This is a genomic window from Streptomyces sp. Ncost-T10-10d, from assembly GCF_900091955.1.
Taxonomy (GTDB): Bacteria; Actinomycetota; Actinomycetes; order Streptomycetales; family Streptomycetaceae; genus Streptomyces.
The window spans coordinates 1-25,397 of sequence record NZ_FMDF01000015.1 but is presented as its reverse complement, the minus strand read 5'-3'; the positions used below and the strand labels follow the sequence as shown (position 1 = coordinate 25,397).

Annotated in this window: 21 protein-coding genes; 10 read left to right on the top strand and 11 right to left on the bottom strand. The window is 69.7% G+C overall.

The annotated features are described in order from the left end of the window. Positions 1 to 7: 7 nt before the first annotated feature. Positions 8 to 1,633 (top strand): chaperonin GroEL, encoded by a 1,626-nt coding sequence (gene groL / locus GA0115254_RS01700; RefSeq protein ID WP_093893469.1) that lies wholly within the window; start codon positions 8 to 10, stop codon positions 1,631 to 1,633. Between the two features lie 549 nt (positions 1,634 to 2,182). On the opposite strand, the gene GA0115254_RS01695 is transcribed toward groL, so the two are convergent. From GA0115254_RS01695 to GA0115254_RS01675, 5 genes are all read right to left on the bottom strand, one after another. Then, positions 2,183 to 3,211, bottom strand: a complete 1,029-nt coding sequence (locus tag GA0115254_RS01695) for a hydroxyacid dehydrogenase (protein WP_093893468.1) — start codon at positions 3,209 to 3,211, stop codon at positions 2,183 to 2,185. Between the two features lie 35 nt (positions 3,212 to 3,246). Continuing rightward, positions 3,247 to 4,101 carry a carbohydrate ABC transporter permease gene (locus GA0115254_RS01690; protein WP_093893467.1) on the bottom strand — a complete coding sequence of 285 codons (855 nt, stop codon included), beginning with the start codon at positions 4,099 to 4,101 and terminating at the stop codon, positions 3,247 to 3,249. After that, positions 4,098 to 4,991, bottom strand: a complete 894-nt coding sequence (locus GA0115254_RS01685; protein ID WP_093893466.1) for a carbohydrate ABC transporter permease — start codon at positions 4,989 to 4,991, stop codon at positions 4,098 to 4,100. The genes GA0115254_RS01690 and GA0115254_RS01685 overlap by 4 nt, the downstream gene beginning before the upstream one ends. Then, entirely contained in the window at positions 4,991 to 6,319 is a 1,329-nt protein-coding gene (locus tag GA0115254_RS01680) for an ABC transporter substrate-binding protein (RefSeq protein ID WP_093893465.1), read from the bottom strand. Before GA0115254_RS01680 ends, GA0115254_RS01685 begins: the two co-directional genes overlap by 1 nt. Before the next feature lie 197 nt (positions 6,320 to 6,516). Continuing rightward, positions 6,517 to 7,608, bottom strand: coding sequence for a LacI family DNA-binding transcriptional regulator (locus GA0115254_RS01675; RefSeq protein WP_093893464.1), 1,092 nt, complete (start codon positions 7,606 to 7,608; stop codon positions 6,517 to 6,519). Positions 7,609 to 7,806: 198 nt separating this feature from the next. Here GA0115254_RS01675 and GA0115254_RS01670 point away from each other — a divergent pair, with 198 nt between their 5' ends. Then, on the top strand, positions 7,807 to 9,336 hold the full coding sequence (locus tag GA0115254_RS01670; RefSeq protein ID WP_093893463.1) for a right-handed parallel beta-helix repeat-containing protein: 1,530 nt from the start codon (positions 7,807 to 7,809) through the stop codon (positions 9,334 to 9,336). 35 nt (positions 9,337 to 9,371) lie between these two features. Here the strand turns inward: GA0115254_RS01670 and GA0115254_RS01665 are convergent, their stop codons facing one another. Beyond that, on the bottom strand, positions 9,372 to 10,145 hold the full coding sequence (locus GA0115254_RS01665) for an SDR family NAD(P)-dependent oxidoreductase (protein WP_093893462.1): 774 nt from the start codon (positions 10,143 to 10,145) through the stop codon (positions 9,372 to 9,374). Between the two features lie 35 nt (positions 10,146 to 10,180). Beyond that, complete coding sequence (locus GA0115254_RS01660) at positions 10,181 to 10,855, bottom strand: MOSC domain-containing protein (RefSeq protein WP_093893487.1); 675 nt, start codon at positions 10,853 to 10,855, stop codon at positions 10,181 to 10,183. 90 nt (positions 10,856 to 10,945) lie between these two features. On the opposite strand from GA0115254_RS01660, the gene GA0115254_RS01655 reads away from it, so the two are divergent. Further along, the gene (locus tag GA0115254_RS01655) at positions 10,946 to 11,836 is read left to right on the top strand and encodes a LysR family transcriptional regulator (RefSeq protein WP_093893486.1); all 891 of its coding nucleotides are present in this window, start codon (positions 10,946 to 10,948) and stop codon (positions 11,834 to 11,836) included. An 87-nt stretch (positions 11,837 to 11,923) separates the two neighbouring features. Here GA0115254_RS01655 and GA0115254_RS01650 read toward each other — a convergent pair whose 3' ends face one another. Continuing rightward, complete coding sequence (locus GA0115254_RS01650) at positions 11,924 to 12,259, bottom strand: WhiB family transcriptional regulator (protein WP_093893461.1); 336 nt, start codon at positions 12,257 to 12,259, stop codon at positions 11,924 to 11,926. 413 nt (positions 12,260 to 12,672) lie between these two features. On the opposite strand from GA0115254_RS01650, the gene GA0115254_RS01645 reads away from it, so the two are divergent. The 4 genes from GA0115254_RS01645 to GA0115254_RS01630 all read left to right on the top strand — a co-directional run bounded on the left by GA0115254_RS01645 (position 12,673) and on the right by GA0115254_RS01630 (position 17,018). Next, complete coding sequence (locus GA0115254_RS01645) at positions 12,673 to 13,284, top strand: response regulator transcription factor (RefSeq protein WP_003948568.1); 612 nt, start codon at positions 12,673 to 12,675, stop codon at positions 13,282 to 13,284. Between the two features lie 297 nt (positions 13,285 to 13,581). After that, positions 13,582 to 14,157, top strand: a complete 576-nt coding sequence (locus GA0115254_RS01640; RefSeq protein ID WP_093893485.1) for a sigma-70 family RNA polymerase sigma factor — start codon at positions 13,582 to 13,584, stop codon at positions 14,155 to 14,157. 128 nt (positions 14,158 to 14,285) lie between these two features. Continuing rightward, positions 14,286 to 15,788 (top strand): IMP dehydrogenase, encoded by a 1,503-nt coding sequence (gene guaB, locus GA0115254_RS01635; protein ID WP_093893460.1) that lies wholly within the window; start codon positions 14,286 to 14,288, stop codon positions 15,786 to 15,788. 105 nt (positions 15,789 to 15,893) lie between these two features. Continuing rightward, positions 15,894 to 17,018 (top strand): GuaB3 family IMP dehydrogenase-related protein, encoded by a 1,125-nt coding sequence (locus GA0115254_RS01630; RefSeq protein WP_072486665.1) that lies wholly within the window; start codon positions 15,894 to 15,896, stop codon positions 17,016 to 17,018. Positions 17,019 to 17,094: 76 nt separating this feature from the next. Here the strand turns inward: GA0115254_RS01630 and GA0115254_RS01625 are convergent, their stop codons facing one another. Both GA0115254_RS01625 and GA0115254_RS01620 read right to left on the bottom strand, forming a co-directional pair. Continuing rightward, positions 17,095 to 17,697: a hypothetical protein gene (locus GA0115254_RS01625; protein ID WP_093893459.1), complete on the bottom strand. Its 603-nt coding sequence runs from the start codon at positions 17,695 to 17,697 to the stop codon at positions 17,095 to 17,097. Positions 17,698 to 17,824: 127 nt separating this feature from the next. Next, positions 17,825 to 19,087, bottom strand: coding sequence for a nucleotide sugar dehydrogenase (locus GA0115254_RS01620; protein ID WP_093893458.1), 1,263 nt, complete (start codon positions 19,085 to 19,087; stop codon positions 17,825 to 17,827). A 300-nt stretch (positions 19,088 to 19,387) separates the two neighbouring features. Between GA0115254_RS01620 and GA0115254_RS01615 the strand changes: the two genes are divergently transcribed. Further along, positions 19,388 to 21,094, top strand: a complete 1,707-nt coding sequence (locus GA0115254_RS01615) for a glycerol-3-phosphate dehydrogenase/oxidase (RefSeq protein ID WP_093893457.1) — start codon at positions 19,388 to 19,390, stop codon at positions 21,092 to 21,094. On the opposite strand, the gene GA0115254_RS01610 is transcribed toward GA0115254_RS01615, so the two are convergent. Next, positions 21,091 to 22,167 (bottom strand): serine hydrolase domain-containing protein, encoded by a 1,077-nt coding sequence (locus tag GA0115254_RS01610; RefSeq protein ID WP_093893456.1) that lies wholly within the window; start codon positions 22,165 to 22,167, stop codon positions 21,091 to 21,093. The two genes, GA0115254_RS01615 and GA0115254_RS01610, sit on opposite strands and share 4 nt — an antisense overlap. Before the next feature lie 120 nt (positions 22,168 to 22,287). Here GA0115254_RS01610 and GA0115254_RS01605 point away from each other — a divergent pair, with 120 nt between their 5' ends. Both GA0115254_RS01605 and GA0115254_RS01600 read left to right on the top strand, forming a co-directional pair. Next, positions 22,288 to 24,276, top strand: coding sequence for a serine/threonine-protein kinase (locus GA0115254_RS01605; protein WP_093893455.1), 1,989 nt, complete (start codon positions 22,288 to 22,290; stop codon positions 24,274 to 24,276). 185 nt (positions 24,277 to 24,461) lie between these two features. Further along, positions 24,462 to 25,397 (top strand): protein kinase (locus GA0115254_RS01600; protein ID WP_176739935.1); only part of this gene is annotated, 936 nt, incomplete at its 3' end.

Below are 25,397 nucleotides of genomic sequence, written 5' to 3'. Positions count from 1 at the left end.
AGCTGCCATGGCGAAGATTCTGAAGTTCGACGAGGACGCCCGTCGCGCCCTTGAGCGCGGCGTCAACAAGCTTGCCGACACGGTCAAGGTGACGATCGGCCCCAAGGGCCGCAACGTCGTCATCGACAAGAAGTTCGGCGCTCCCACCATCACCAACGACGGTGTCACCATCGCGCGCGAGGTCGAGCTCGACGACCCGTACGAGAACCTCGGTGCCCAGCTGGTGAAGGAGGTGGCGACCAAGACCAACGACGTGGCGGGTGACGGTACGACCACCGCCACCGTGCTGGCCCAGGCGCTCGTCCGCGAGGGTCTGCGCAACGTCGCCGCGGGTGCTTCCCCGGCCGCCCTGAAGAAGGGCATCGACGCCGCGGTCAAGGCCGTGTCCGAGGAGCTCCTCGCGACCGCCCGCCCGATCGACGACAAGACCGACATCGCCGCCGTGGCCGCGCTCTCCGCGCAGGACCCGCAGGTCGGCGAGCTCATCGCGGACGCGATGGACAAGGTCGGCAAGGACGGTGTCATCACCGTCGAGGAGTCCAACACCTTCGGTCTGGACCTCGACTTCACCGAGGGCATGGCCTTCGACAAGGGCTACCTGTCCCCGTACATGGTGACCGACCAGGAGCGTATGGAGGCCGTCCTCGACGACCCGTACATCCTGATCCACCAGGGCAAGATCGGCTCGATCCAGGAGCTGCTCCCGCTGCTGGAGAAGGTCATCCAGGCCGGTGGCTCCAAGCCGCTGCTGATCATCGCCGAGGACGTCGAGGGCGAGGCGCTGTCGACCCTCGTCGTCAACAAGATCCGTGGCACCTTCAACGCCGTCGCGGTGAAGGCCCCGGGCTTCGGTGACCGCCGCAAGGCCATGCTCGGCGACATCGCCACCCTCACCGGTGCGACCGTCATCGCCGAGGAGGTCGGCCTCAAGCTCGACCAGGCCGGTCTGGACGTGCTGGGCACCGCCCGCCGCGTCACCGTCTCCAAGGACGACACGACGATCGTGGACGGCGGCGGCGAGCCCGGCGACGTCAAGGGCCGGGTCAACCAGATCAAGGCCGAGATCGACGCCACGGACTCCGACTGGGACCGCGAGAAGCTCCAGGAGCGCCTCGCGAAGCTGGCCGGCGGTGTGTGCGTGATCCGCGTCGGTGCCGCCACCGAGGTGGAGCTCAAGGAGAAGAAGCACCGTCTGGAGGACGCCATCTCCGCGACCCGCGCCGCGGTCGAGGAAGGCATCGTCTCCGGTGGTGGCTCCGCTCTGGTCCACGCCGTCAAGGTTCTCGAGGGCAACCTCGGCAAGACCGGCGACGAGGCCACCGGTGTCGCGGTCGTGCGCCGCGCCGCCGTCGAGCCGCTGCGCTGGATCGCCGAGAACGCCGGTCTCGAGGGTTACGTCATCACCTCGAAGGTCTCCGAGCTCGACAAGGGTCAGGGCTTCAACGCCGCGACCGGCGAGTACGGCGACCTGGTGAAGGCCGGCGTCATCGACCCGGTCAAGGTCACCCGCTCCGCGCTGGAGAACGCCGCGTCCATCGCGTCGCTGCTGCTCACGACCGAGACGCTGGTCGTCGAGAAGCCGGCCGAGGAAGAGGCCGAGGCCGGTCACGGCGGCCACGGTCACTCGCACTGACCCGTAGCTCCACCCAGCCACTGAGGCCCGGTACCCCGTCGCGGGGTACCGGGCCTCGGCGGTGCCCGGCCAGGCGTCGAGCGACGGTGGTGCACGCTGTGCGTGGTGTGGGCCGCTCGTTCCCGCGGACGTGGTGGACGTGGTGGACGTGGAGCATGTGCGGCCGCTCGCGCGTGGTCGCGGGACACGGACCGGATTCGGGCCCCACTGCCTCGGCAGTGAGGCCGAAGGCGAGAGCAGCATGGACGTGAGCGTGGGCATACCGCCTGTTCGCCGCGTTCGAGCCCGGGCTCGACCGTCGGCGTCGCAGGGTCGGCACCATGCCCCGATGCCCGCGTCGTCCTCGGCTGCGAGATCGTCGATCCACTGATCCCGGACCGGAGAAGGTGGACAGCCCGCGGGTTCACGGAAACTGTCGGGGCGACGGCCCGGGAGTCGACCGCGCTGACCGGTCTCCTCCCGCCCAGGGCGATCAACCGGTCACAGGGATGCCACCACCTGCCTGCTCACGCACATCGGGAAGGAGCGGGCAGGGGACAAAGCCCGCCGTCACGCCGAGCGCGGCAGCGCCCCCGCCCGGACCGGGTCCGCGAAGGGCAGGCCGGCCGCGAACCGCTCCATCTCGTCCAGCGCCTGGTCGGCCATCCGGTGCAGCTCATCGCCCAGCGAACCCGCGACATGTGGAGTGAGCAGCACATTCGGAAGGTCGTACAACGGCGAGTGCGCGGGCGGAAGTTCGGGCTCCGTCACATCCAGCACCGCGTGCAGCCGCCCGGTGGTCAGCTCGGGCAGCAGTGCCTCCTCGTCGATCAGCGATCCCCGGGCCGTGTTGATCAGCGTCGTCCCGGTCGCCATGGCCGACAACTGCGCGGCGCCGATCATGTGGTGCGTCTCCGGGAGCTGCGGCGCGTGCACCGACACGACCGAGCTGCTGGCGCACAGCTCGTCGAGCGGGGTGAGCCGTACACCGAGCCGCGTCGCCTCCGGACCGTCCACGTACGGGTCGTACAGCAGGACGTCCAGGTCGAAGGGGCGCAGCAGCTCGATCACGCGGCGGCCGATGCGGGAGGCGCCGACGATGCCGACCGTACGGCGGTAGTTGCCGCAGCCGTCGAGCTCCGCGAGCCAGTCGTGATCGGTGCGCAGGGCGCGATAGCGATCCGCGGAGTGCAGGATGCGCTTGCCCGCGAAGAGGATCGTGGCGAGCGTGAATTCGGCGACCGGCAGCGCGTTGGCCCCGGCCGCCGAGGTGACGGCGATCCCGCGTTCCCAGCAGGCGTCCGTGATGTGGTGCTTCACGGAGCCGGCCGCGTGCACCACGGCCCGCAGCCGGGGCGCGGCCGCCAGCACCTCGGCGGTGAGCGGCGTCGCACCCCAGCAGGTGAACAGCACCTCGGCATCGGCGAGCGCGGCGGCCACCTCGGGCGTCGGGTCGGCCAGGTCGTGGGCGACGAGGTGCGGATCGGTACGGGTGAGGGTGGCCAGCCGGGTGCGGTGGCGGTCGGCGAGGAGGCGTCCGGCGATGCCGGGGCCCATCGCGAGCAGGGCCGTCGGCCGGTTGTCAGTGGCGTGGGGCATGGTGGAACTCGTACTCCTCAGGTCTCGCGTGAGAGTCACTTGACGCTGCCGGCGGTCAGACCGGCCTTCCAGTGCCGCTGCAGCGAGACGAAGGCGACGATGAGCGGGATGACGGCTAGGAGGGAGCCGGTGACGACGAGCGGATAGAAGCTCGGCTCGCCGTGGGTGTTGGTGTTCCAGGAGTACAGACCGAGGCTCAGCGGGAAGAGCTTGCGGTCCGAGAGCATCACGAGGGGGAGGAAGAAGTTGTTCCAGATCGCGGTGAACTGGAAGAGGAAGACGGTCACGAAGCCCGGCATGACCATGCGCAGTCCGATGGACCAGAAGACGCGCAGTTCGCCGGCCCCGTCGATACGGGCGGCCTCCAGGGCCTCGTTCGGTATGTAGCCGGTGCTGAACACCCTGGCGAGATACACGCCGAACGGATTGACGAGCACCGGGATCAGCACGGACCAGTAGGTGTTGACCAGGCCGGTCTTGGAGGCCAGGAGATACATCGGCAGAGCGAGTGCGGTGGTGGGGACGAGCACGCCCATCAGCACGAGGCCGAACAGCTTCTCCTTGCCCCGGAATTCGTACTTGTCGAAGGCGTACCCCGCGGCGACACAGATCAGCGAACAGACGATCGCCCCGCCGCCCGCGTAGAAGAGGCTGTTGAGGTACCAGCGGAAGTAGATGCCGTCGCCGTAGGAGGCCAGGTTCGACAGATTCTCGCCGAGGTTGAAGCCCTCGAAGGAGAAGGCGTTGCCCGCGAGCAGACCGCCGGTGTCCTTCGTGGCGGCGGTGACCAGCCAGACGAGGGGGAAGAGCATGTAGACGACGGCGAGCAGAAGGAAGCCGTTGACGGCGGTCTTCGACATCCAGCGGCCGCGGGAGGCGGGGGAGTTCATGCTTTCTTGCCCTTCCGGCCGGTGAAGCGGGTGACGACGAAGGACAGCAGCGCGGCCGTGAGCGCCAGCAGGATGGAGGCGGCCGCGGCGAGACCGTAGTCGTTGCGTTCGAAGGCCGCGGTGTACGCATACATGTTCGGCGTCCAGGTGGAGGAGACGGCGGAACCGGTCCCCTTGTTGAGGATCAGCGGCTCGGTGAACAACTGGAGCGAGCCGATGACCGTGAACAGCGCGACCATCACGACCGAGGCGCGGATCAGCGGGACCTTGATGCTGAGCGCGACGCGCCAGGCACCGGCCCCGTCGACCGTGGCCGCTTCGAGTACGGAGCGGTCGATCGCCTGCAGCGCGGCATAGAAGATCACCATGTTGTAGCCGAGCCACTCCCACAGGGCGATGTTGACGATGGAGGGGAGGGCGCCCTCGGGCGAGAAGAAGTCGAAGCCGATTCCGCCGGACTCCATGGCGCTGACCACCGGGCTGAGCTGGGGTGTGTAGAGGTAGACCCAGATCAGCGCGGCGATGATGCCGGGCACGGCATGCGGCAGGAAGAGCGCGAGCTGGAAGAACCGGCGGGCGCGGGCCAGTGCGGAGTCCAGCAGCAGGGCGAGGGCGAGGGCCCCGATGAGCAGCAGCGGAATGTAGAACAGGCAGTATCCGAGGAGTACGCCGAAGCCCTCGCGGAACGCCCGGTCGCCCAGGGCCGCCGTGTAGTTGTCGAGTCCGCTGAAGACGGTCTCGGTGCCGCCGAAGCCCAGGCCGGACTGCTTCTCGGTGAACAGGCTGAGCCAGACCGCGTATCCGATCGGCAGCACCATGGCCACGGTGAACAGTACGAAGAAGGGACCCAGCAGGATGGCGGCGGCTCTGGTCGTCCGGGCGCGCTTCATCAGCCTGCGTCCTCGACCTTCAGACCGCGCTTCTTCAGCTCGGTGACCGTGGCGTCGTGCCCGGCCTTGACCGCGTCCTTGATGGTGGTGCCGCCGCTGGCCACCTTGCCGAACTGGTCCTTGATCGTGGTGTTCGTCGTGCCGGTCGTCGGGCCCCAGCTCCAGTTCGGGCCGATGGACGTTGCGGCGCCCTCGAACACCTGGTAGATGTCCTCGCCGCCGTAGAAGCCGGCGTCGAAGGACTTCTGCGCCACCGGGCGCAGCGCCGCCGCGGCCGGGAAGGCGCTCGAAGTGCCGGACTCGATCCGTGCCTTGATGCCTTCCTCGGTGGTCGACATCCAGGTGGCGAACTCGACCGCGGCCTCGGCCTTCTTGCTGGTCTTCGTCACCGCGAAGGTGGAGCCGCCGAGCATGCCGCTGGCCGGCTTGCCGTCCCAGCTGGGCATCGGGGCGACGGCCCACTTCCCGCTCTGCTCGGGCAGCGTGCCCTTGAGGACGCCCGCGCCCCAGGCGGCGCCGAGGTAGCCGACGGTGCCGCCGTTCTTCAGGGAGTTGGTCCACTCGGGGCTGAACGAGGCGTTGGCGCGGATCAGGTCGTCGTCGAGCAGGCCCTGCCAGTAGTCGGCGACCTTGTTGGTGGCCGCGTCGGCCGTGCTGACCTTCCAGGTGTCGCCCTCGGGCTTGTACCACTGGGCGCCGGCCTGCCAGGCCATCGCCTGGAACGTGGTCGGGTCATCGGGGAAGAAGGTGCCGATACGGGCCTTCTTGTCGGCCTTCTTGATCTTCTCGGCGGCCTTGCGGAACTCGTCCCAGGTCTTGGGGACCTCGACGCCGTACTTCTCGAACAGGTCCTTGCGGTAGTAGAAGGACTGCGGCGAGGCGTCGAACGGGACGGCCCAGTTCTTGCCGCCGAGCGTCGTCAGCTCGACCGCCTGCGGCAGCAGCTTCTTCTTGATGTCGTCGGTGAAGTACTGGCCGATGTCCTGGAGCGCGCCCTGACTGACGTACTCCGGAAGCTGCGGGTACTCGATGGAGACCAGATCGGGGGCGTTGCCCGCCTTCACCGCGTTGGAGATCTTGGCGTAGCCGCCCGCGTTGCCGGACGGGATCTCCTCGTACACCACCTTGATGTTCTTGTGCGAGGCGTTGAACGCGTCAACGACCTCCTTGGACCCCTTGGCCCAGCCCCAGAAGGTGATGCTGACGGGCTTGCCGTCGCTTCCGGCGGCAGCACTGTCGTCGCCGCTGCCGCCACAGGCCGTGAGAACGGCGAGGGCGGTGGCGGCGCCGACTACGGCGAGGGACGTTCTGCTCGAACTGCGGCTCACAGCGAGGCTCCTGAACAGGCGACGACATTGGCGTTGGCCGTGATCCTTGGACCAGCCGTGACCGAAGTCAAGAGCGAAAGAGCGATTGATCGAAAAAAGATCAAATAAGTTACGTACGGAAGCTGGTGGAATGCCCCCGCGAGAGGGGTCCGCGAGGCCGCGAGAACGCCTGCTTCAAGCGGGCTTCGATGCTTGCTTCACGGCTTGGGAGAGGGGGCTCCGCACGAGTCCCGGACCCGCAACTGCGGGAGCAGCGTCAGATGACGCCGGGGCGTGTCCGCGCCCTGGTGGCCGAGTCGTTCCACCAGCAGTTCCGTCGCATGGCGGCCCACTTCGCGCTTGGGCGGTGCCACCGCCGTGAGCGGGGTGTCCGCGAGGGCCGCCACCTCGTCGTCGTACGCGATCAGCGCCAGATCGTCCGGCACCCGTACGCCCAGCTCGGCCAGGCGCTGCACCACCTGGATCGCGTCCACGTCGTTGTGGATCAGCGCCGCCGTCGCCACCCCCGAGTGGACCGCCTCACGCAGCGCCTGCACGGCCTGTTCGAACGCGTCCGGAGCGAGTTCGGCCGGTACGGAATCGATCACGTCCTGCGGTGTGCGCAGCCCGAGCACGGCCAGGGCCTCCTCGTACCCGGATCGCACCGCGACGGCGGTCGGGGAGTCCGCCCGGGCCATCAGCAGCGGCGCCCCGTGCCCGAGATCCACCAGGTGGCGTACGGCGAGCAGCACCCCGTGCGCATGGTCCGAGCAGACCCGGTCCAGGTCGTCCAGCGGGGAGCCCGCGGTGGGCCTGCGCTCCAGCAGGACGGTCGGCACGGGCAGCGAGGCGATCCAGCCGCCGAACGCGGCGGGGTCGCCGGGGTGCTGCCAGCCCGGCGCGACCAGCAGCCCCTCGGCGCCCGCGGAGAGCAGGCCCTCGGTGCGGGCGTGGTCCTCCTGCGGCCGGTAGTCGGAGATCCGCAGGATCAGCCGGGCACCCGCCCTGGCCGCGGCCTCGTGAGCCCCACGGATGACCTCGGCGAAGTAGTAGGTCGACGAGGGCGCGAGCATGCCGAGGACCAGGCCGGTGCCGCCGGGCCCCGCGGCGGCGGGGGTGGCGTCCTGCGGCCAGGACACCGAGCCGTGGACCCGGTCGAGCAGGCCCCGGCCGGCCAGCTCCTCCACGTCCCGGCGCACCGTGACGGGAGATACCCCCAGCTGCGAGGCCAGATCCGAAACCCGGGCCGAGCCCCGTTCCCGTACCAGCCCCAGCAGTCGGTCATGGCGTTCAGCAGCACTTTCGCGCACGGCAGCAGTCCCCTCGCAGTGTGTGGCCCGGCCCCCGGTCCGGCCGGTGCCGGGGCCGTTGTCCGACCCTAGACCAACGTGATCGAACGATGGGAGTTTCGATCATTCAAACGCAATCCATTGACGTTCGATCAATCCGAGTCCAGGATTCCGGCGATGCCGACTCGTCCCGTCCCTGACTGTTCGTACGGAGGAATTGTGAGACATCGCGTCACTGCTGCGACGCTCGCGGCCCTGACGGCCGCCGCCGGTCTGACCCTCGCCGGCCAGAGCGCCGCACAGGCCGCACCCACCGGCCGTACCTTCCACGTCGACTGCACGGCCGCCCCGGCCGGCGCCACCGGCAGCAAGCAGCACCCCTGGACCACGCTCGCCGAGGCCAACGCGCACACCTACGGCCCCGGCGACCGGCTGCTCTTCAAACGCGGCGCCACCTGCACCGGCACCCTCGCCCCCAGGGGCGCCGGCTCCGCCCGCGCCCCGTTCACCATCGCCGACTACGGCAAGGGCCCGGCCCGCGCCAAGCTGGACGGTGCGGGCGCCCACGATGTCGTGCTGCTCTCCAACATGCAGTACGTGCACCTCAAGGCCCTGGAGATCACCAACGCCGACAACGCCGGCAGCGAGCGCAACGGCGTCCGCCTCCGCCTCACCGACTACGGCACCGCCCGCGGCTTCGACATCTCCGGCCTCTACATCCACGATGTGCGCGGCGGTGACTACAAGACGGTGTCCGGCTCCAGCGCCATCCACATCGCGGTCGAGGGCAAGACGAAGGCGAGCCGGTACGACGGCCTGGACATCGGGCAGAACCGCATCGAGGACGTCGACCGCGAGGGCATCTACTTCAAGTCGACCTTCTCCAAGCGCGATCTGGTCGGCCAGCAGCAGGACCCGAACGTCTACCCGGGGGAGTGGACGCCGAGCACCGGAGTCCGCATCCACCACAACACGCTGAAGTCCCTGGCCGGCGACGGCATGAAGCTCGACACCACCAGCGGTGCCCGCGTCGACCACAACCGGGTCGACGGCTTCCAGTTGCGCTCGCCCTCCGCCAACGCGGGCATCTGGACCTTCAACACCGACGACACGACCGTCGAGTACAACGAGGTCTCGGGCGGCGGCAACACCCACGACGGGATGTCCTTCGACGCCGACGGCGCCTCGCAGAACACGGTCTTCCAGTACAACTACAGCCACGACAACAAGGGCGGCTTCCTGCTGATCTGCCCGTACAGCGGCGCCAAGACCATCGGCACGGTCGCCCGCTACAACGTCAGCCACAACGACGGCGCCCGCCTGATCCAGAACTGCTGGGGCCCGATCCTCGGCACGGAGATCTACAACAACACCTTCCACAACAAGGAGCAGATCCCCGGCTACCTCGTCCAGGACGACGCCGGCAGCCCCGCCACCACCCAGCACGAACTGTCCATCCGGAACAACATCTTCGTGAGCGAGGGCACCGGCGGCTACGCCTTCAAGAACCCGACGCCCGGGCTCTCCTTCGACCACAACGCCTTCTACGGCATCGACATGACCCGCCCCGACCCCGGCGGCATCACGGCCGATCCGAAGCTCCGGCCCGACTTCCGGCTCGATGCGGGTTCGCCCGCCCTCGCCGCCGGAGCCGTCATCGAGAACAACGGCGGCAAGGACTACTTCGGCAACGAGCTGAAGCCCGGCGCCCCCAACATCGGCGCCTACGCGGGCCGCGGGGCGAGGTAACAGCCCATTCGGCAACCGCCGACCCGGTAACCCACTCACTGCGGCCCGTACTTGCGGCCTGTCTTGGAGGTGACCCCTCCGAGCAGGCCGCGCGGCGTCACCTTCACGAGCCCCATCAACGCCTTGTACCGCGGGTCCGGGATCGAGACCGACCTACCACGTGCCAGATCCGCCAGGGCCGCCGCCACCAGCTTGTCCGCGTCGAGCCACATCCAGCCCGGGATGTTGCCGGTCCCCATCCCGGCCCGCTCGTGGAACTCGGTCCGCACGAAGCCGGGGCACAGCGCCATCAGCCGCACCCCCGAACCGGCCAGGTCCTTCGCTGCGCCCTGGGTGAACTGCACGACCCAGGCCTTGGACGCGCCGTACGTCCCGCGCGGCACGAACGCCGCCACCGAGGCCACATTGACGACCCCGCCCCGCCCGCGCTCCCGCATCCCGGCCGCGGCTGCCGAGGTCAGCCGCAGTACCGCCTCGCAGTGCACCTTCAGCATGTTCAGCTCGTCGGCCATGGGCACATCCAGATAGCGGCCCTTGTTGCCGAACCCGGCATTGTTGACCAACAGGTCGACCGACTGGTGAGGGTCCGTCAACCGGGCCTCGACCGCGGCGATCCCCTTGTCCTCGGACAGGTCGGCCGTCAGCACCTCGGCCTCGATGCCGTGCCGGTCGTGCAGTTCGGTCGCCTGCTCGCGCAGCCGCTCGGTGTTGCGCGCCACCAGCACCAGGTTGTGCCCATCGGCCGCGAGCCGCCGTGCGAATGCGGCTCCGATCCCTGCGGTCGCGCCCGTAATCAGTGCAGTCGTCATACGCGGCACGTTAGTGCCTGTCCGGCACGCCGCGATCAGTCGTCCGCCGCCTGTTTCTCCACGTGGTTCAGGGCGGCACGCAGCGTCTCGGGATGCAGCGCGTCCCGCGCCGCGAGCAGCTTCGGGAGCAGCTCCCGGCGCGTCGTCGAAGCCAGGAAGTCCAGCTCCACGGTGACATCGTGGTCCGGCCGGTGCACGATCTCGACCGGGTCCCCGGAGCGGATCTCGCCCGGCTCGATCACCCGCAGGTAGGCACCCGGGGCAGCCGCCTGTGTGAACCGCTTGACCCAGCGCTTCTCGTCGACATGGCCGGCGAACGTACGGCAGGGAATCCGGCTCGACGTGACCTCCAGGACCAGGTCGGGGCCGATCCGCCAGCGCTCGCCGATCCTCGCGCCGCTCACGTCCAGACCGCTGGTCGTCAGGTTCTCGCCGAACGTGCCGTTGGCCAGCGGGCGGCCGAGCTCTCGTTCCCAGACGTCGAGTTCCTCGCGGGCGAATGCGTACACGGCCTGGTCGGAGCCGCCGTGATGGCGCAGATCGCACACCGCGTCCCCGGCCAGACCGCTGCCGCCGGTGCCCTTGGGACCGGGATCGGCGACGCGTACGGGGCCGTCGGCCGGTTGCTTGTCGATCCCGGTCGCGCCGCCGGGGGCGTCGGTGTAGTCGACGGTCCTGGGCCGTCCCACATTCACAGTCAGCAGCTTCATCGGCTTCATACGAAGAACGCTAACCACTCCGCCCTCAAAGATGCATGCCAATAAGTCGCATGCAATCCAAGAATCGCTTATGGTTGAGTGGTGATCGAAGCCCGTCATCTCCGTGTCCTGCGCGCCGTGGCCGCCACCGGCTCGTTCTCCGCCGCCGCCCGCGAACTGGGCTGCACCCAGCCGGCGGTCAGTCAGCAGATGAAAGCCCTGGAAGCCTCCGCGGGGACCACCCTGCTGATCCGTACGGGACGCGAGATGCGGCTCACCCAGGCGGGCGAGGCCCTCGTCCGGCACGCCACCGGAATCCTCGCCGGGCTCACCGCCGCCGAGGAGGAGGTCGCCGCGATCGCCGGGCTGCGGGCCGGCCGGGTCCGGCTCGTCTCGTTCCCCAGCGGCAGCTCCACGCTGGTCCCCTGCGCCCTCGCGGCGCTGCGCGCGGCCCACCCCGGCACCCGGGTCTCCCTGGTCGAGGCAGAGCCGCCGCGCTCGGTCGAGATGCTGCGGGAGGGCGACTGCGACATCGCGCTGGCGTTCCGTTACGGCGCCTCCGGCGCGGAGTGGGACGACCTGGTCGTACGCCCGCTGCTCACCGACCGGCTGATCGGCCTGGTCCCCGAGGGGCACCGGCTGGCCGGTTCGGCCGCCGTGGGCATTGCGGAGCTGGCCGACGAGTCGTGGATCGCGGGCTGCCCGCGTTGCCGGCGCCAACTGGTCGAAGTCTGCGAGGAGTCCGGTTTCACGCCCCGGATCGACTTCGCCACCGACGACTACCCGGCAGTGATCGGCCTGGTCGGCGCCGGTCTGGGGGTGGCCGTACTGCCGGAGCTGGCGATCGAGTCGGTACGCCCCAAGGGGGCCCGCACGGTGACGGTGGAGCCGGCCGTCGAGCGCGAGATCGTCGCCCTGACCCTGCCCGACCTGGCCCAGGTGCCGGCGGTGGCGGCCACCCTCGACCAGCTGTCCCTGGCGGCCGCCCGCTGAGCGGGGCCTGCCTGTGGCCCGGCCCCCCTCGGTGGCCGGGTGAAGTGCGGAAACGTTTTTGTATTTGTTGTGCCGGGCGGGGTGGGATCAGCCGTGGCCCGACGGGGACGGAAGGCCCGATGGCGCCGCTGCCGCGATCAGCCGGTTGCGGGCCCGTCCCATGAGCTCCTCGCGTTCGTCCTCGGTCAGTCCGCCCCACACTCCGTAGGGTTCTCGCACCGCCAGTGCGTGTGCTGCGCATTCGGCACGTACCGGGCATCGCATACAGACCTCTTTCGCCGAGTTCTCGCGGGCGCTCCGTGCCGCCCCGCGTTCACCCTCCGGGTGGAAGAACAGCGAGCTGTCGACCCCGCGGCAGGCCGCCAACAGCTGCCAGTCCCACAGATCGGCGTTGGGTCCGGGAAGCCGGGAGAAATCTGCCATTGCTTGTCCCCTCGAAACCATGCTGAGTCGGAATCGTCGTTGTCGTCCGTTGTTGACCGTGCCCATGACATTTACATCTACGGTGTAAGTAGATGTAAATATGACTGATTGCGAATCTAGCCACAGACACCAGTAAAAGGGAAGAAAACCCGCCAAATAGGGCATATATTCACGTGAAGTTTCGGTTGACGGTTGGATGATTCGCGTCGCTCTCCTCCGTGCACGGGTCCTCACGTAGAGTGCCGAACCCGGCCGTCCGACCCGTAACTCTTTCGAGTGACCATCGTTGAGAGGGCGGAGGCGGTTGACAGAAAAAGCGATCGGGCAGATGTCCGAGAGCGTCAACCGCTCAGGTGACGACTTGTAACAGCCTGGAGGCTCAAGGTGACGCGCATCAGCTGCGGAGGACGGTCATGACATCCGTCCTCGTCTGCGACGACTCCCCGCTTGCCCGAGAAGCGCTCCGTCGCGCGGTCGCGACCGTGCCCGGCGTCGAGCGTGTGACGACGGCGGCCAACGGCGAGGAAGTCCTCCGCCGCTGGGGCGCCGACCGTTCGGATCTGATTCTGATGGACGTACGCATGCCCGGTCTGGGGGGTGTGGAGACGGTCCGGCGGCTGCTCTCCGCCGACCCCGGCGCCAGGATCATCATGCTGACCGTCGCCGAGGACCTGGACGGTGTCGCGCTCGCGGTCGCCGCCGGTGCCCGCGGCTACCTGCACAAGGACGCCTCCCGTGCGGAGCTGCGGGCCACCGTCACCCAGGCGCTGGCCGATCCGACGTGGCGGCTCGCCCCCCGTCGGCTGCGGTCGGCCGAGATGGGTGCGGCACCGACGCTCACCGCGCGTGAGATCCAGGTGCTCGAAGGAATGAGTCATGGCCGCTCGAACGCCGAGATCGGCCGTGAACTGTTCCTCTCCGAGGACACGGTGAAGACGCACGCCAGGCGTCTGTTCAAGAAGCTCGGCGCCTCGGACCGGGCGCACGCCGTGGCGCTCGGCTTCCGCTGGGGCCTGGTCCGCTGAGGACCGGCCATGGCCGGCAGTCGATCGATTCCCCGTCCGCACACCGGCGGACGGGGCGATGCGACCGACGTGCGCGGGGCGGGCTCCGCCCCGACGGCGGCGCTTTCCGCGCCGGCGGTATGTGACGCTTCCCGGCCGATGCCGCATCCTTGAGATGTGGAGTTCCTCGGGAACGATTCGGTCGAGCGGAAGGGGAGGGCGCAGGACATGACTTCCGGCGCACCCGCTCATAACGCTTCGGTGCACAACTACGGACGCGGCGGCACGGACGATGCGGCTCCGGGGCACCATGGTCCGATGCGCGACGACGAGACGACGGTGATCGGTGCACTGGTGCACCGTGCTGTCGAGGGCGACGCACAGGCCACCCATGATCTGCTGGCCCATGTCCACCCCCTCGCGCTGCGCTACTGCAGGTCCCGGCTGAACCGGCTGCCCGGTGATGCTCGCCACTTCGTGGAGGACCTGGCGCAGGAGGTCTGCGTCGCGGTGCTGATGGCGCTGCCGCGCTACAAGGACACCGGCAGGCCCTTCGAAGCCTTTGTCTTCGCCATCGCGGGCCACAAGGTCGCCGATCTCCAACGGGCCGCCATGCGGCACCCGGGATCGACGGCCGTGCCCTCCGACGAGATGCCCGAGCGGCCGGACGATTCGCTCGGGCCCGAGGAGCGCGCGCTGCTCAGCAGCGATGCGGCCTGGGCCAAGAAGCTTCTTGCCAACCTCCCGGACAACCAGCGCGAGCTGCTCGTTCTGCGGGTCGCGGTCGGTCTGACCGCCGAGGAGACCGGACAGATGCTGGGCATGTCTCCGGGGGCGGTCCGGGTCGCCCAGCACCGGGCGCTCAGCAGGCTGCGGGCCCTCGCGGAGCAGTGAGCCGGCCCCTGTCCAGGTTCTGTACGAAGCTACAGAACCTCTAGGTGATCTTGCTCGTGGAATGAGACACCGCCGGAGGCCGTTAGCATGGACATCCGCACCGATCAAGGCCATTTGGGGAAGGTGTCATGACTGCAAACGTCGACGGAGTGCCCGAGAAATTCGCGACGCTCGGGCTGACATACGACGACGTGCTGCTGCTGCCCGGCGCGTCCGACATGACGCCCGACCAGATCGACACCTCCTCGTACATCTCCAAGAACGTACGGGTGAACATCCCGCTGCTCTCCGCCGCGATGGACAAGGTCACCGAGGCCCGCATGGCGATCGCCATGGCCCGGCAGGGCGGCGCCGGTGTGCTGCACCGCAACCTCTCCATCGCCGACCAGGCCAACCAGGTCGACCTGGTGAAGCGCTCCGAGTCCGGCATGGTCACCGACCCGATCACGGTGCACCCGGACGCGACGCTGCGCGACGCCGACGAGCTGTGTGCCAAGTTCCGCATCAGCGGTGTCCCGGTCACCGACGGCGCGGGCAAGCTGCTCGGCATCGTCACCAACCGTGACATGGCGTTCGAGTCGGACCGCACGCGCCAGGTGCGCGAGGTCATGACGCCGATGCCGCTGGTCACCGGCAAGGTCGGCATCTCCGGCGTGGACGCCATGGAGCTGCTGCGCCGCCACAAGATCGAGAAGCTTCCGCTGGTCGACGACGCGGGGGTCCTCAAGGGCCTCATCACCGTCAAGGACTTCGTCAAGGCCGAGCAGTACCCGAACGCCGCCAAGGACAAGGAAGGCCGGCTGCTGGTCGGCGCCGCCGTGGGTGTCGCGGGCGACGCGTACGAGCGGGCCCAGGCGCTCATCGAGGCGGGCGTCGACTTCATCGTCGTCGACACCGCCCACGGTCACTCCCGGCTGGTCGGCGACATGGTCGCCAAGATCAAGTCGAACTCCTCGGTCGACGTCATCGGCGGTAACATCGCCACCCGTGACGGCGCCCAGGCGCTGATCGACGCTGGCGTCGACGGCATCAAGGTCGGCGTCGGCCCCGGCTCCATCTGCACCACCCGCGTCGTCGCCGGCATCGGCGTCCCGCAGGTCACCGCGATCTACGAGGCCTCGCTCGCCGCCAAGGCGGCCGGTGTCCCGGTCATCGGTGACGGCGGCCTGCAGTACTCCGGTGACATCGCCAAGGCCCTGGTGGCCGGTGCGGACACCGTGATGCTCGGCTCGCTCCTCGCGGGCTGTGAGGAGTCTCCCGGCGAGCTGCTCTTCATCAACGGCAAGCAGTTCAAGTCGTACCGCGGCATGGGTTCCCTCGCCGCGATGCAGACCCGTGGCGACCGCAAGTCGTTCTCCAAGGACCGCTACTTCCAGGAGGGCGTCGCCTCCGACGAGAAGCTGGTCCCCGAGGGCATCGAGGGCCAGGTCCCCTACCGCGGCCCGCTCTCCGCGGTCGTCCACCAGCTCACCGGCGGTCTGCGCCAGTCGATGTTCTACGTCGGCGGACGCACCGTCCCGGAGCTCCAGGCCAACGGCCGGTTCGTCCGGATCACCTCGGCGGGTCTCAAGGAGAGCCACCCGCACGACATCCAGATGACGGTCGAGGCGCCGAACTACAGCAGGAAGTAACGCAACAGCGCAGCTGAGGGGCGGCCCGGGGTTCCCGGGACCGCCCCTCAGCCGTGTGTCGGGGATACTGGACAACGCAGACGTAGAGGGAAAGGCCACACCATCGTGACTGAGATCGAGATCGGGCGCGGCAAGCGCGGCCGCCGGGCGTACGCATTCGACGACATCGCCGTCGTTCCGAGCCGTCGTACCCGCGACCCGAAGGAGGTCTCGATCGCCTGGCAGATCGACGCCTACCGTTTCGAGCTGCCGTTCCTGGCGGCTCCCATGGACTCCGTGGTCTCCCCGCAGACCGCGATCCGCATCGGTGAGCTGGGCGGCCTCGGTGTCCTCAACCTCGAGGGCCTGTGGACCCGGCACGCCGACCCGCAGCCGCTGCTCGACGAGATCGCCGAGATGCCCGTGGAGTCGGCGACCCGCCGCCTCCAGGAGATCTACTCCGCTCCGATCCAGGAGGAGCTGATCGGTCAGCGCATCAAGGAGGTGCGCGACTCCGGTGTCGTCACCGCCGCCGCGCTCTCCCCGCAGCGCACCGCGCAGTTCTCCAAGGCCGTCGTCGACGCCGGTGTGGACATCTTCGTCATCCGCGGTACGACGGTCTCCGCCGAGCATGTCTCGGGTGCGGCCGAGCCGCTCAACCTCAAGCAGTTCATCTACGAGCTGGACGTCCCGGTGATCGTCGGCGGCTGCGCCACGTACACCGCGGCCCTGCACCTGATGCGTACCGGTGCGGCGGGTGTCCTCGTCGGCTTCGGCGGCGGCGCCGCGCACACCACGCGCAACGTCTTCGGCATCCAGGTCCCGATGGCGACCGCGGTCGCCGATGTGGCCGGGGCCCGGCGCGACTACATGGACGAGTCCGGCGGCCGGTACGTGCACGTGATCGCGGACGGCGGCGTCGGCTGGTCCGGCGACCTGCCCAAGGCCATCGCCTGCGGTGCGGACGCCGTGATGATGGGCTCCCCGCTGGCCCGCGCGACGGACGCGCCGGGCCGCGGCCGCCACTGGGGCATGGAGGCCGTCCACGAGGACGTGCCGCGCGGCAAGCTGGTGGACCTGGGCTCCGTCGGCACGACCGAGGAGGTCCTCACCGGTCCTTCGCACACCCCCGACGGTTCGATGAACATCTTCGGTGCGCTGCGCCGGGCGATGGCGACGACCGGGTACAGCGACCTCAAGGAGTTCCAGCGCGTCGAGGTGACGGTGGCGGACTCGCAGCACCGCCGCTGATCGCTCTCAGCAGCACGGAAGGCCCGGACCGCAGGCGCGGTCCGGGCCTTCCGTATGTCGTGGGCGACGGCTTCGATCAGTCGGTTGCCTTGCGCGCGGCCGAGAAGGCCACGACACCGGCGATCACGATGAAGACGAAGGTCAGCGGGTCCGCGTCTTCCTTCCACACCTTGTTCAGGTCGCTGAAGTGGTCGAAGAAGATCTCGCTGACCGAGAGCGGGAGCTGCTTGCTGATGATGATGGCCTCACCGAGCAGCTGACCGAAGTAGACACCGATCAGCGCGAGGACGGCGCTGATGACCGGCAGGACGGGGTTGCGGCCACCGAGCTTGCCCGCGGCGAAGCCGACGATGGCGCCGACACCCACGGCCGCGTAGCCGATCTCGTGCTTGGTGGCGCCGATGATCCCACCGTAGATACCCGCGGCGACGAGGGCCGCGACGACGGCGGCGATCAGGCCGAGCCCCAGGTTGTTGCGGGCCGGGGCCGGCGGGGCGAACGGTGCGCCACCGAACGGAACGCCGGGCTGACCGGGCTGGCCGTACGGTCCGGGCTGCTGGCCCGCGAACGGGTTGCCGGTCGGGGCCGCGGGCTGGCCGGGCTGCTGGCCTGCGTACGGGTTGCCGCCGACGGGCTGGGCGTCGTTCGGCTGGTTCGCCGGTGGTACGGACTGGCTCATGGTGGAATCCCCCCTGGGACGGAAACGCACGACTGTGCGAGAAGTGACGCCGCAGGCTAGCAGTCGCCTACGACATCGCCCACCGAAATCCGTGAGGAGCTCTCCACCGACCGTTGGAACCCCTTTCTCACAACCGGTGTGCGGCCCCCGCCGGGGTCGCGCCCCGGGTGTCCAGGAGGAGCTGGGCCTTCACGGCGAGGCCCTGGAGATCGTACGTACGGTGGTGCTGGAGCAGCACCGTGAGATCGGCGCTCGATGCCGCCTCGTGCAGCGAGTCGGCGCGCGGGACCGGGAGTTCACGCACCCGCCAGTCCAGGACATGCGGGTCGTGGTAGCCGATCTGGGCGCCCATGTCCATCAGCCGGGTCGCGATCTCCTGGGCGGGGGAGGCCTCCTGGTCGGCGAGGTCCGGCTTGTAGGTGACGCCGAGGAGCAGCACCCGGGCGCCGCGCACGGACTTGCCGTGCTCGTTCAGGAGGGTGGCGCAGCGCTGGATCACGTACTGCGGCATCCGGTCGTTGATTTCCTGGGCGAGCGAGACCATCCGCAAGGGGTGGCCCGGGGTGCGGCTGTTGTACGGGAGGTAGCCGGGGTCGACGGGGGCGCCGTGGCCGCCGACGCCGGGGCCCGGACGGAACGGCTGGAAGCCGAAGGGCTTGGTCTCGGCGCATCTGATGACGTCCCAGAGGTCGACGCCGAGATCGTGGCAGAGCACCGCCATCTCGTTGACCAGGGCGATGTTGACGTGCCGGAAGTTGGTCTCCAGAACCTTCGTCATCTCGGCCTCGCGCGGCCCGCGGGCCCGGACGACCTTGTCGGTGAGCCGGCCGTAGAAGGCGGCGGCGGATTCGGTGCAGGCGGGGGTGAGGCCGCCGATGACCTTGGGGGTGTTGGCGTAGACGTGGGTCCTGTTGCCGGGGTCGAGGCGGCTGGGGGAGCAGGCGAGGTGGAAGTCGCGTCCGGCGCGCAGCCCCGAGCCCTCTTCGAGCAGGGGCAGTACATAGCTCTCGGTGGTGCCGGGCTGCACGGCCGATTCCAGCAGGACGGTGGTGTGCGGGCGCAGCCGGGCGGCGAGTGCGCGGGCCGCGTCGCCGACGGCGGTGAGGTCGAGGGTGCGGTCGGCGCCGAGCGGGGTGGGCGCGCAGATCACCGCGGTACGGACCCGGCCCAGTTCGGCCGGGTCGGTGGTGGGCCGGAAACCCCCCGAGAGCATCCGGCGTACGTCCGAGGCGGTGAGCGATCCCTCGACGGGGGGGTGGCCTGCGGCGAGTTCCGCGTAGGCGCGTGGGTCGGTGTCGTAGCCGACGGTCTGGACACCGGCGGCGGTGGCGGCTTGGGCGAGGGGCAGGCCGAGGTGGCCGAGTCCGATGACTGCGAGGTCTGCGGGCATGTGGCTGGGCCGTCCTTCCCTTGGACCGACCGGCAGATGGAGGGCGCCACCCTCCGTTTGCCGGTCGGTCCAAGACCATGAGAGCGGAAAGCGCAACCGCTGGGGACAGCGCAATGTCAGACTAGGCGTAAATATGACCTATATGTCGCATTGCAAGGCTCCAGCCGTCCTGGTGTTGTCCACAGGCGGTGGCCGAAGTCGTGTACGGCGGACAGAATCGAGAGGTGGGCACGGGGCGCCCGACCGCTCGGTCGGGTCGCGTCGCGTGTCGGACCACCCCGATCTACCCGGGAGGCAGCAGTGAGGACAGCGACACTGGGACCTGCGGAGCGTGCCGAGGCGCTTGCCGCGATGGCCGAGCGCGAACTGGACGTGCTGGTCGTGGGGGCGGGCGTGGTCGGCGCGGGTACGGCGCTGGATGCGGCGACAAGGGGACTCTCGACCGGCCTCGTCGAGGCGCGCGACTGGGCCTCGGGCACATCGAGCAGGTCGAGCAAGCTGATCCACGGCGGGCTGCGGTATCTGGAGATGCTCGACTTCGCGCTCGTCCGGGAGGCGCTGAAGGAGCGAGGGCTGCTCCTGGGACGGCTGGCCCCGCATCTGGTGAAGCCCGTGCCGTTCCTCTATCCGCTGCAGCACAAGGGCTGGGAGCGGCTCTACGCCGGTTCCGGCGTGGCGCTCTACGACGCGATGTCGGTGTCGTCGGGGCACGGCCGCGGCCTGCCCGTCCACCGGCATCTCTCTCGCCGCCGCGCCCTGCAGGCCGCTCCGGCGCTGAGGAAGGACGCCCTGGTCGGGGCGTTGCAGTACTACGACGCGCAGATGGACGACGCCCGCTATGTGGCGACCCTGGTGCGCACCGCCGCCGGATACGGCGCCCATGTGGCGAACCGGGCACGGGTGATCGGCTTCCTCCGGGAGGGCGAGCGGGTCGTCGGCGCCCGAGTGGAGGATGTCGAGGCGGGCGGGGAGTACGAGGTCAGGGCCAAACAGGTGGTCAACGCGACCGGGGTCTGGACGGATGACACCCAGGCGCTGATCGGGGAGCGCGGGCTGTTCCACGTCCGGGCGTCCAAGGGCATCCACCTGGTCGTCCCGAAGGACCGCATCCACTCCTCGACCGGCCTGATCCTGCGGACAGAGAAGTCCGTCCTCTTCGTCATCCCGTGGGGACGGCACTGGATAGTCGGGACGACGGACACGGACTGGGACCTGGACAAGGCGCACCCGGCGGCGTCCAGCGCCGATATCGACTATCTGCTCGAACACGTCAACTCGGTTCTGGCCACCCCCTTGACCAGGGACGACGTCCAGGGTGTCTACGCGGGGCTGCGGCCGCTGCTGGCCGGCGAGTCGGATGCGACCAGCAAACTCTCGCGCGAGCACACGGTGGCGCACCCGCTGCCGGGCCTCGTGGTCGTGGCGGGCGGCAAGTACACGACGTACCGGGTGATGGCGAAGGATGCCGTGGACGAGGCGGTGCACGGCCTCGACCAGCGAGTGGCGGAGTGCGTCACCGAGGACGTTCCGCTCCTGGGGGCGGAGGGATATCGCGCGCTGTGGAACGCCCGGGCGAGAATCGCGGCCCGCACGGGGCTCCATGTCGCCCGGGTGGAGCATCTGCTCAACCGCTACGGCTCGATGACCGAGGAGCTTCTCGATCTGATCGCCGACGATCCGGCGCTGGGTGAGCCGCTGCCGTCCGCGGACGACTATCTGAAGGCCGAGATCGTCTACGCCGCCTCGCACGAGGGGGCCCGCCACCTCGACGACGTACTGACCCGCCGGACCCGGATCTCCATCGAGACCTTCGACCGGGGCACGCTCAGCGCCCGGATCTGTGCGGAGCTCATGGCGCCGGTGCTGGGCTGGGACGAGGGGCAGATCGACCGGGAGGTCGAGCACTACGAGAAGCGGGTGCAGGCGGAGCGGGAGTCGCAGCGGCAGCCGGACGACCTCACAGCGGACGCCGCGCGGCTCGGGGCGCCGGACATCGTGCCGCTCTAGGAGGGTGCGCGGCCGCAGAACTCCGCGTCGAGGAGAGCCGGTTCGAGTGTCGTCGCAGCGGTCAGAGTGTCCGTGTCGATGCGGTACGTAAGGGTGTGCCGGCCGTCGCGCGTGGCGGCGGTACGGACGTAACTGCCCGCTATGTGGCCGTTGTGGCCCCAGACGGTGGTGCCGCAGGAGAGTTTCTGCGGATAGATGCCCAGGCCGTAGACGCCGTGCGTGGCGTCGGTGTTCAGCAGGGTCGCCAGCTGGGCGGGCGGGAGGAGGCGCCCGCCCAGCAGAGCCGCGTAGAAGCGGTTCAGATCGGTGAGTGTGGAGATCAGCTCCCCGGCCGCACCTGCCGTGCGCGGGTCGAGCGCGGTGACGTCGCGCAGGCTGCCGTCGGCCGGGTCGCGGGCATAGCCACGGCCGTGCGGGGCGGGCAGGGAGGTGCGGGCGCCCGGCAGGGAAGTACCGGTGAGACGCAGGGGGGTGATGATGCGGTGGCGGATCTCGGTGGCGTAGTCGTGCCCGGTGACGCGCTGAACGACGAGTCCGAGAACGGCGTAATTGGTGTTGGAGTAGGCATAGCCACCGGGGGCATTCGTCGGACGGTGGGTCAGGGCGACACGGACCGCGGCGCCGGCGGAGACGGGGCGGGCGGAGGTGTCGGCGGTGTAGTTGTAGAGGCCACTGGTGTGGTCGAGCAGGGCGCGCAGGGTGATGCGGCGGCCGTCGTTGCCGTTGCCCCGGATCAGGCCCGGCAGCAGTCGGCCGACGGTGTCCGAAAGGTGCAGCCTTCTCTCCCGGGCGAGTTGGAGTACGACCGTCGCCACGAAGGTCTTGGTGATGCTGCCGGCCCGGAACCGGTCCGTCCTGCGGATACCCGGGCCCGTCGAGCGGTACGTGTCGTACGGTGCGGAAGAGGCGCGATGGGCCAGCAGTGCCGCCGTGGGAGCACCGCCCCGGGCGACGAGCCGGGGAAGATAGGCCGCTGCGGGCGTGAGGTGTGGTTCGCTGGGCAGGGTCGCTGTTCCCAGGCCGAGCAGCGCCAGCAGCAACGGGGCGACGAGCAGCGCCCTGAGTGTCGGCATGGCAGGGAATCCCTTCCTCGGGCCACATCATGACGGGCCCGTGGACCCGGCACCAGGACCGGTCCCGGGGTGAGGGACAATGAACGCTCTGCCAGGGCGGGTTGATCGCAGAGGGGACGCATGTCGGAGGCGGAGCAGGCACGGGAGCCCCAACGGGACAAGGACGGACGTCTTCTCGCGGGGCGGTACCGGCTCGGGGAGGTGCTCGGCCGGGGCGGTATGGGCACGGTCTGGCGTGCCGTCGACGAGACGCTGGGCCGTACGGTCGCGGTCAAGGAGCTGCGGTTCCCTTCGGCCATCGACGAGGACGAGAAGCGCCGGCTCATCACGCGGACGCTGCGTGAGGCGAAGGCGATCGCCAGGATCCGCAACAACGGCGCGGTGACGGTCTACGACGTGGTCGACGAGGACGACCGGCCGTGGATCGTGATGGAACTCATCGAGGGCAAGTCCCTCGCCGAGGCCATCCGCGAGGACGGGGTGCTGACGCCGAAGCGCGCCGCCGAGGTCGGCCTCGCCATCCTCGACGTGCTGCGATCGGCGCACCGCGAGGGCATCCTGCACCGCGATGTGAAGCCGTCCAACGTGCTGATCGCCGAGGACGGCCGGGTCGTGCTGACCGACTTCGGCATCGCGCAGGTCGAGGGCGACCCGTCGGTCACCTCGACGGGCATGCTCGTCGGCGCCCCCTCGTACATCTCCCCGGAGCGCGCCCGCGGGCACAAGCCGGGACCGCCCGCCGACCTGTGGTCGCTCGGCGGACTGCTCTATGCCAGCGTCGAGGGCTCCCCGCCGTACGACAAGGGGTCGGCCATCGCCACCCTGACCGCGGTGATGACCGAGCCGCTCGACCCGCCGAAGAACGCAGGTCCGCTGGAGGAGGTCATCTACGGCCTGCTCGCCAGGGACCCCGATCAGCGGCTCGACGACGCCGGGGCGCGCGCCCTGCTCGACGACGTGATCCACGCTCCCGAGAAGCAGGACCCGGTGGTGCCCCCGCCTGCCGACGCCACCCAGGTCATGGCGCTGCCCGGCCAGGCCACCGAACCGGGCACGAAGGCGGCGTCGAAGTCCGGGGAGTCGGGCGAGGGCGCCCGGGACCGGCTGCGGGGTGCACTGCGCTCCGTACGGAACGCGAAGGCGACACCCGCCGCAGCGGTGGGTGCGGCCGCAGGCTCGACCACTGCGCCGCCCCCTCCCTCGACACCTCCGTCGACCGCTCCCTCGACGGGCCCTTCGAAGCCCTCAGCTCCGGCGAAGCCTGCCGCGGCCTCCGCCGCCGTACCGTCGCCGCGTCCCGCCACGTCGCCGACCACCCCGTCCCGTGCGTCCATCACGGACGTGGTGCCACGCCGCACCCTGGCGATCATCGCGGCCGTGATCGTGATCGCCGTGATCGGTACGGTCCTCGCCCTCACGCTCGACGGAGGCGGCAAGGACGACACGAACGGCGGCAACGGCAAGGACGGCAAGTCCACCTCGGCCGGGACCTCCACGACCGGCGGCTCCGCGGACACCGACAGCGGCAGTGGCAGCGGCAAGACCCAGGACCAGGGCGGCGATCAGGGTCAGGGCAAGGACCAGGGCAAGGGCAAGGACGACAACTCGGACAAGGGGTCGGACGGTTCGAAGGGTGACGCCGCTGACGCGCTGCCTGCGGGATACAAAGCCATCAAGAACAAGCAGTTCCACTTCGCGATGGCGATGCCCGAGGACTTCCGGCTCACCGACACGGCCGGTCGCAACTCCGGTGGCATCTACAACGCCGACGGGGGCTTCCCGCGCGTCCAGGTCGACTACACCGATTCGCCCGGCGGCGACGCCGCCGCAGCCTGGAACGCCGCGAAGGGCGCCGTCGCGGCCAGCAGCAACGGCTACCGACACCTCGGCGTGAAGAAGGTTCAGTACAACGGCTACCCGACCGTCGCCGACTGGCAGTTCGAGCGCACCCAGCAGGGGCAGCGGGTCCATGTGCTGAACCGGGGCTTCAAGGTCGACGCCACCCATGGCTACGCGATCATGATCAGCTGCAAGGCGAGCGAGTGGGACAGCAAGGAGTGCCGGACGCTGCGCGAGACCGCGTTCGACACGTTCGAGCCCACCGACTGATCCATGAGGCGAAAAGGGCCGGGATGTGCCGACCCCGGCGCAAGGCCGTGACTTGCCACGTATCGTGAGAGCCTGAAGACCGTACGCAGCCGGAACGGTGGGTCAATTGCACGGTAAGTGACCACAATTGATGGATTCGTGCGGTCTTCGTGGCCGGGGGGAACAGCGCGCTCTGGGGAGGCGTCGTGGATGACTATGCGGGTCGGGTGCTTGCCGACCGCTATCGCCTTCCGCTGCCCCCCTCCGATGAGTACGAACTGGTCGAGACCCGGGCGTTCGACACCTACAGCGGGCAGGAAGTCCTGGTCCGGCAGGTGCCGTTGCCCGAGGTGGTGGACGCCGAGGTGCTCGATGCCGACGGTCCGGCCCCGGCGGCCCGGCGGGTCACCGGGCGTGCCGTGCGACGGTCCACGGATCCGGCGGTCCGGCGCGCCATCGAGGCGGCGCAGGCGGCGGCCCAGGTCCCCGACCATCCCAGGCTCGACCAGGTCTTCGACGTGTTCGCCGAGGCCGGCTCGCTCTGGATCGTGAGTGAACTCGTCATGGCCCGCCCGCTCGCGGCTCTGCTGGCGGAGCGCCCGCTCAATCCTTTCCGGGCCGCCGAGATCGGCTCCGATGTGCTGACGGCGTTGCGGGTGCTTCACGCTCATGGCTGGACCCACCGCAACATCACCGTCCGCACGGTGCTGGTCTGCGACGACGGCCGCGTCGTGCTGACCGGTCTGGCGGCCGGAGCGGCGGAGGAGGCGCTCTGCGGGTACGTACCCACGCCTCGGCCCGACGACGAGGACGACGACGGGTACGGCGGCCACCCGGTATGCGAGACGGACCCGACCGGGCCGTACGTCCCGCCGCCCGCGCCGGCCCCGCCCGTCGCCCCGGCCGAGGTGCCGGCGGCGCGTGGCCCGGCGGCGATCGAGACGGGACGGGCGACCGGCGATCCGTACGGCGATGACGATCCGCACCCCGACGACCGGTACGCCGATGACTTCCATGGCGGTGTGCCGGGCGAGCTGGAGGCCGCACGGCTGCCGGTGAATCCCGCCCTCCCGGCGTCCACCCCCGAAGCGGCCGACGCCGCGCAGGTGCGGGCCGAGCGCGCCGGAGCCATCGCCGCCTAC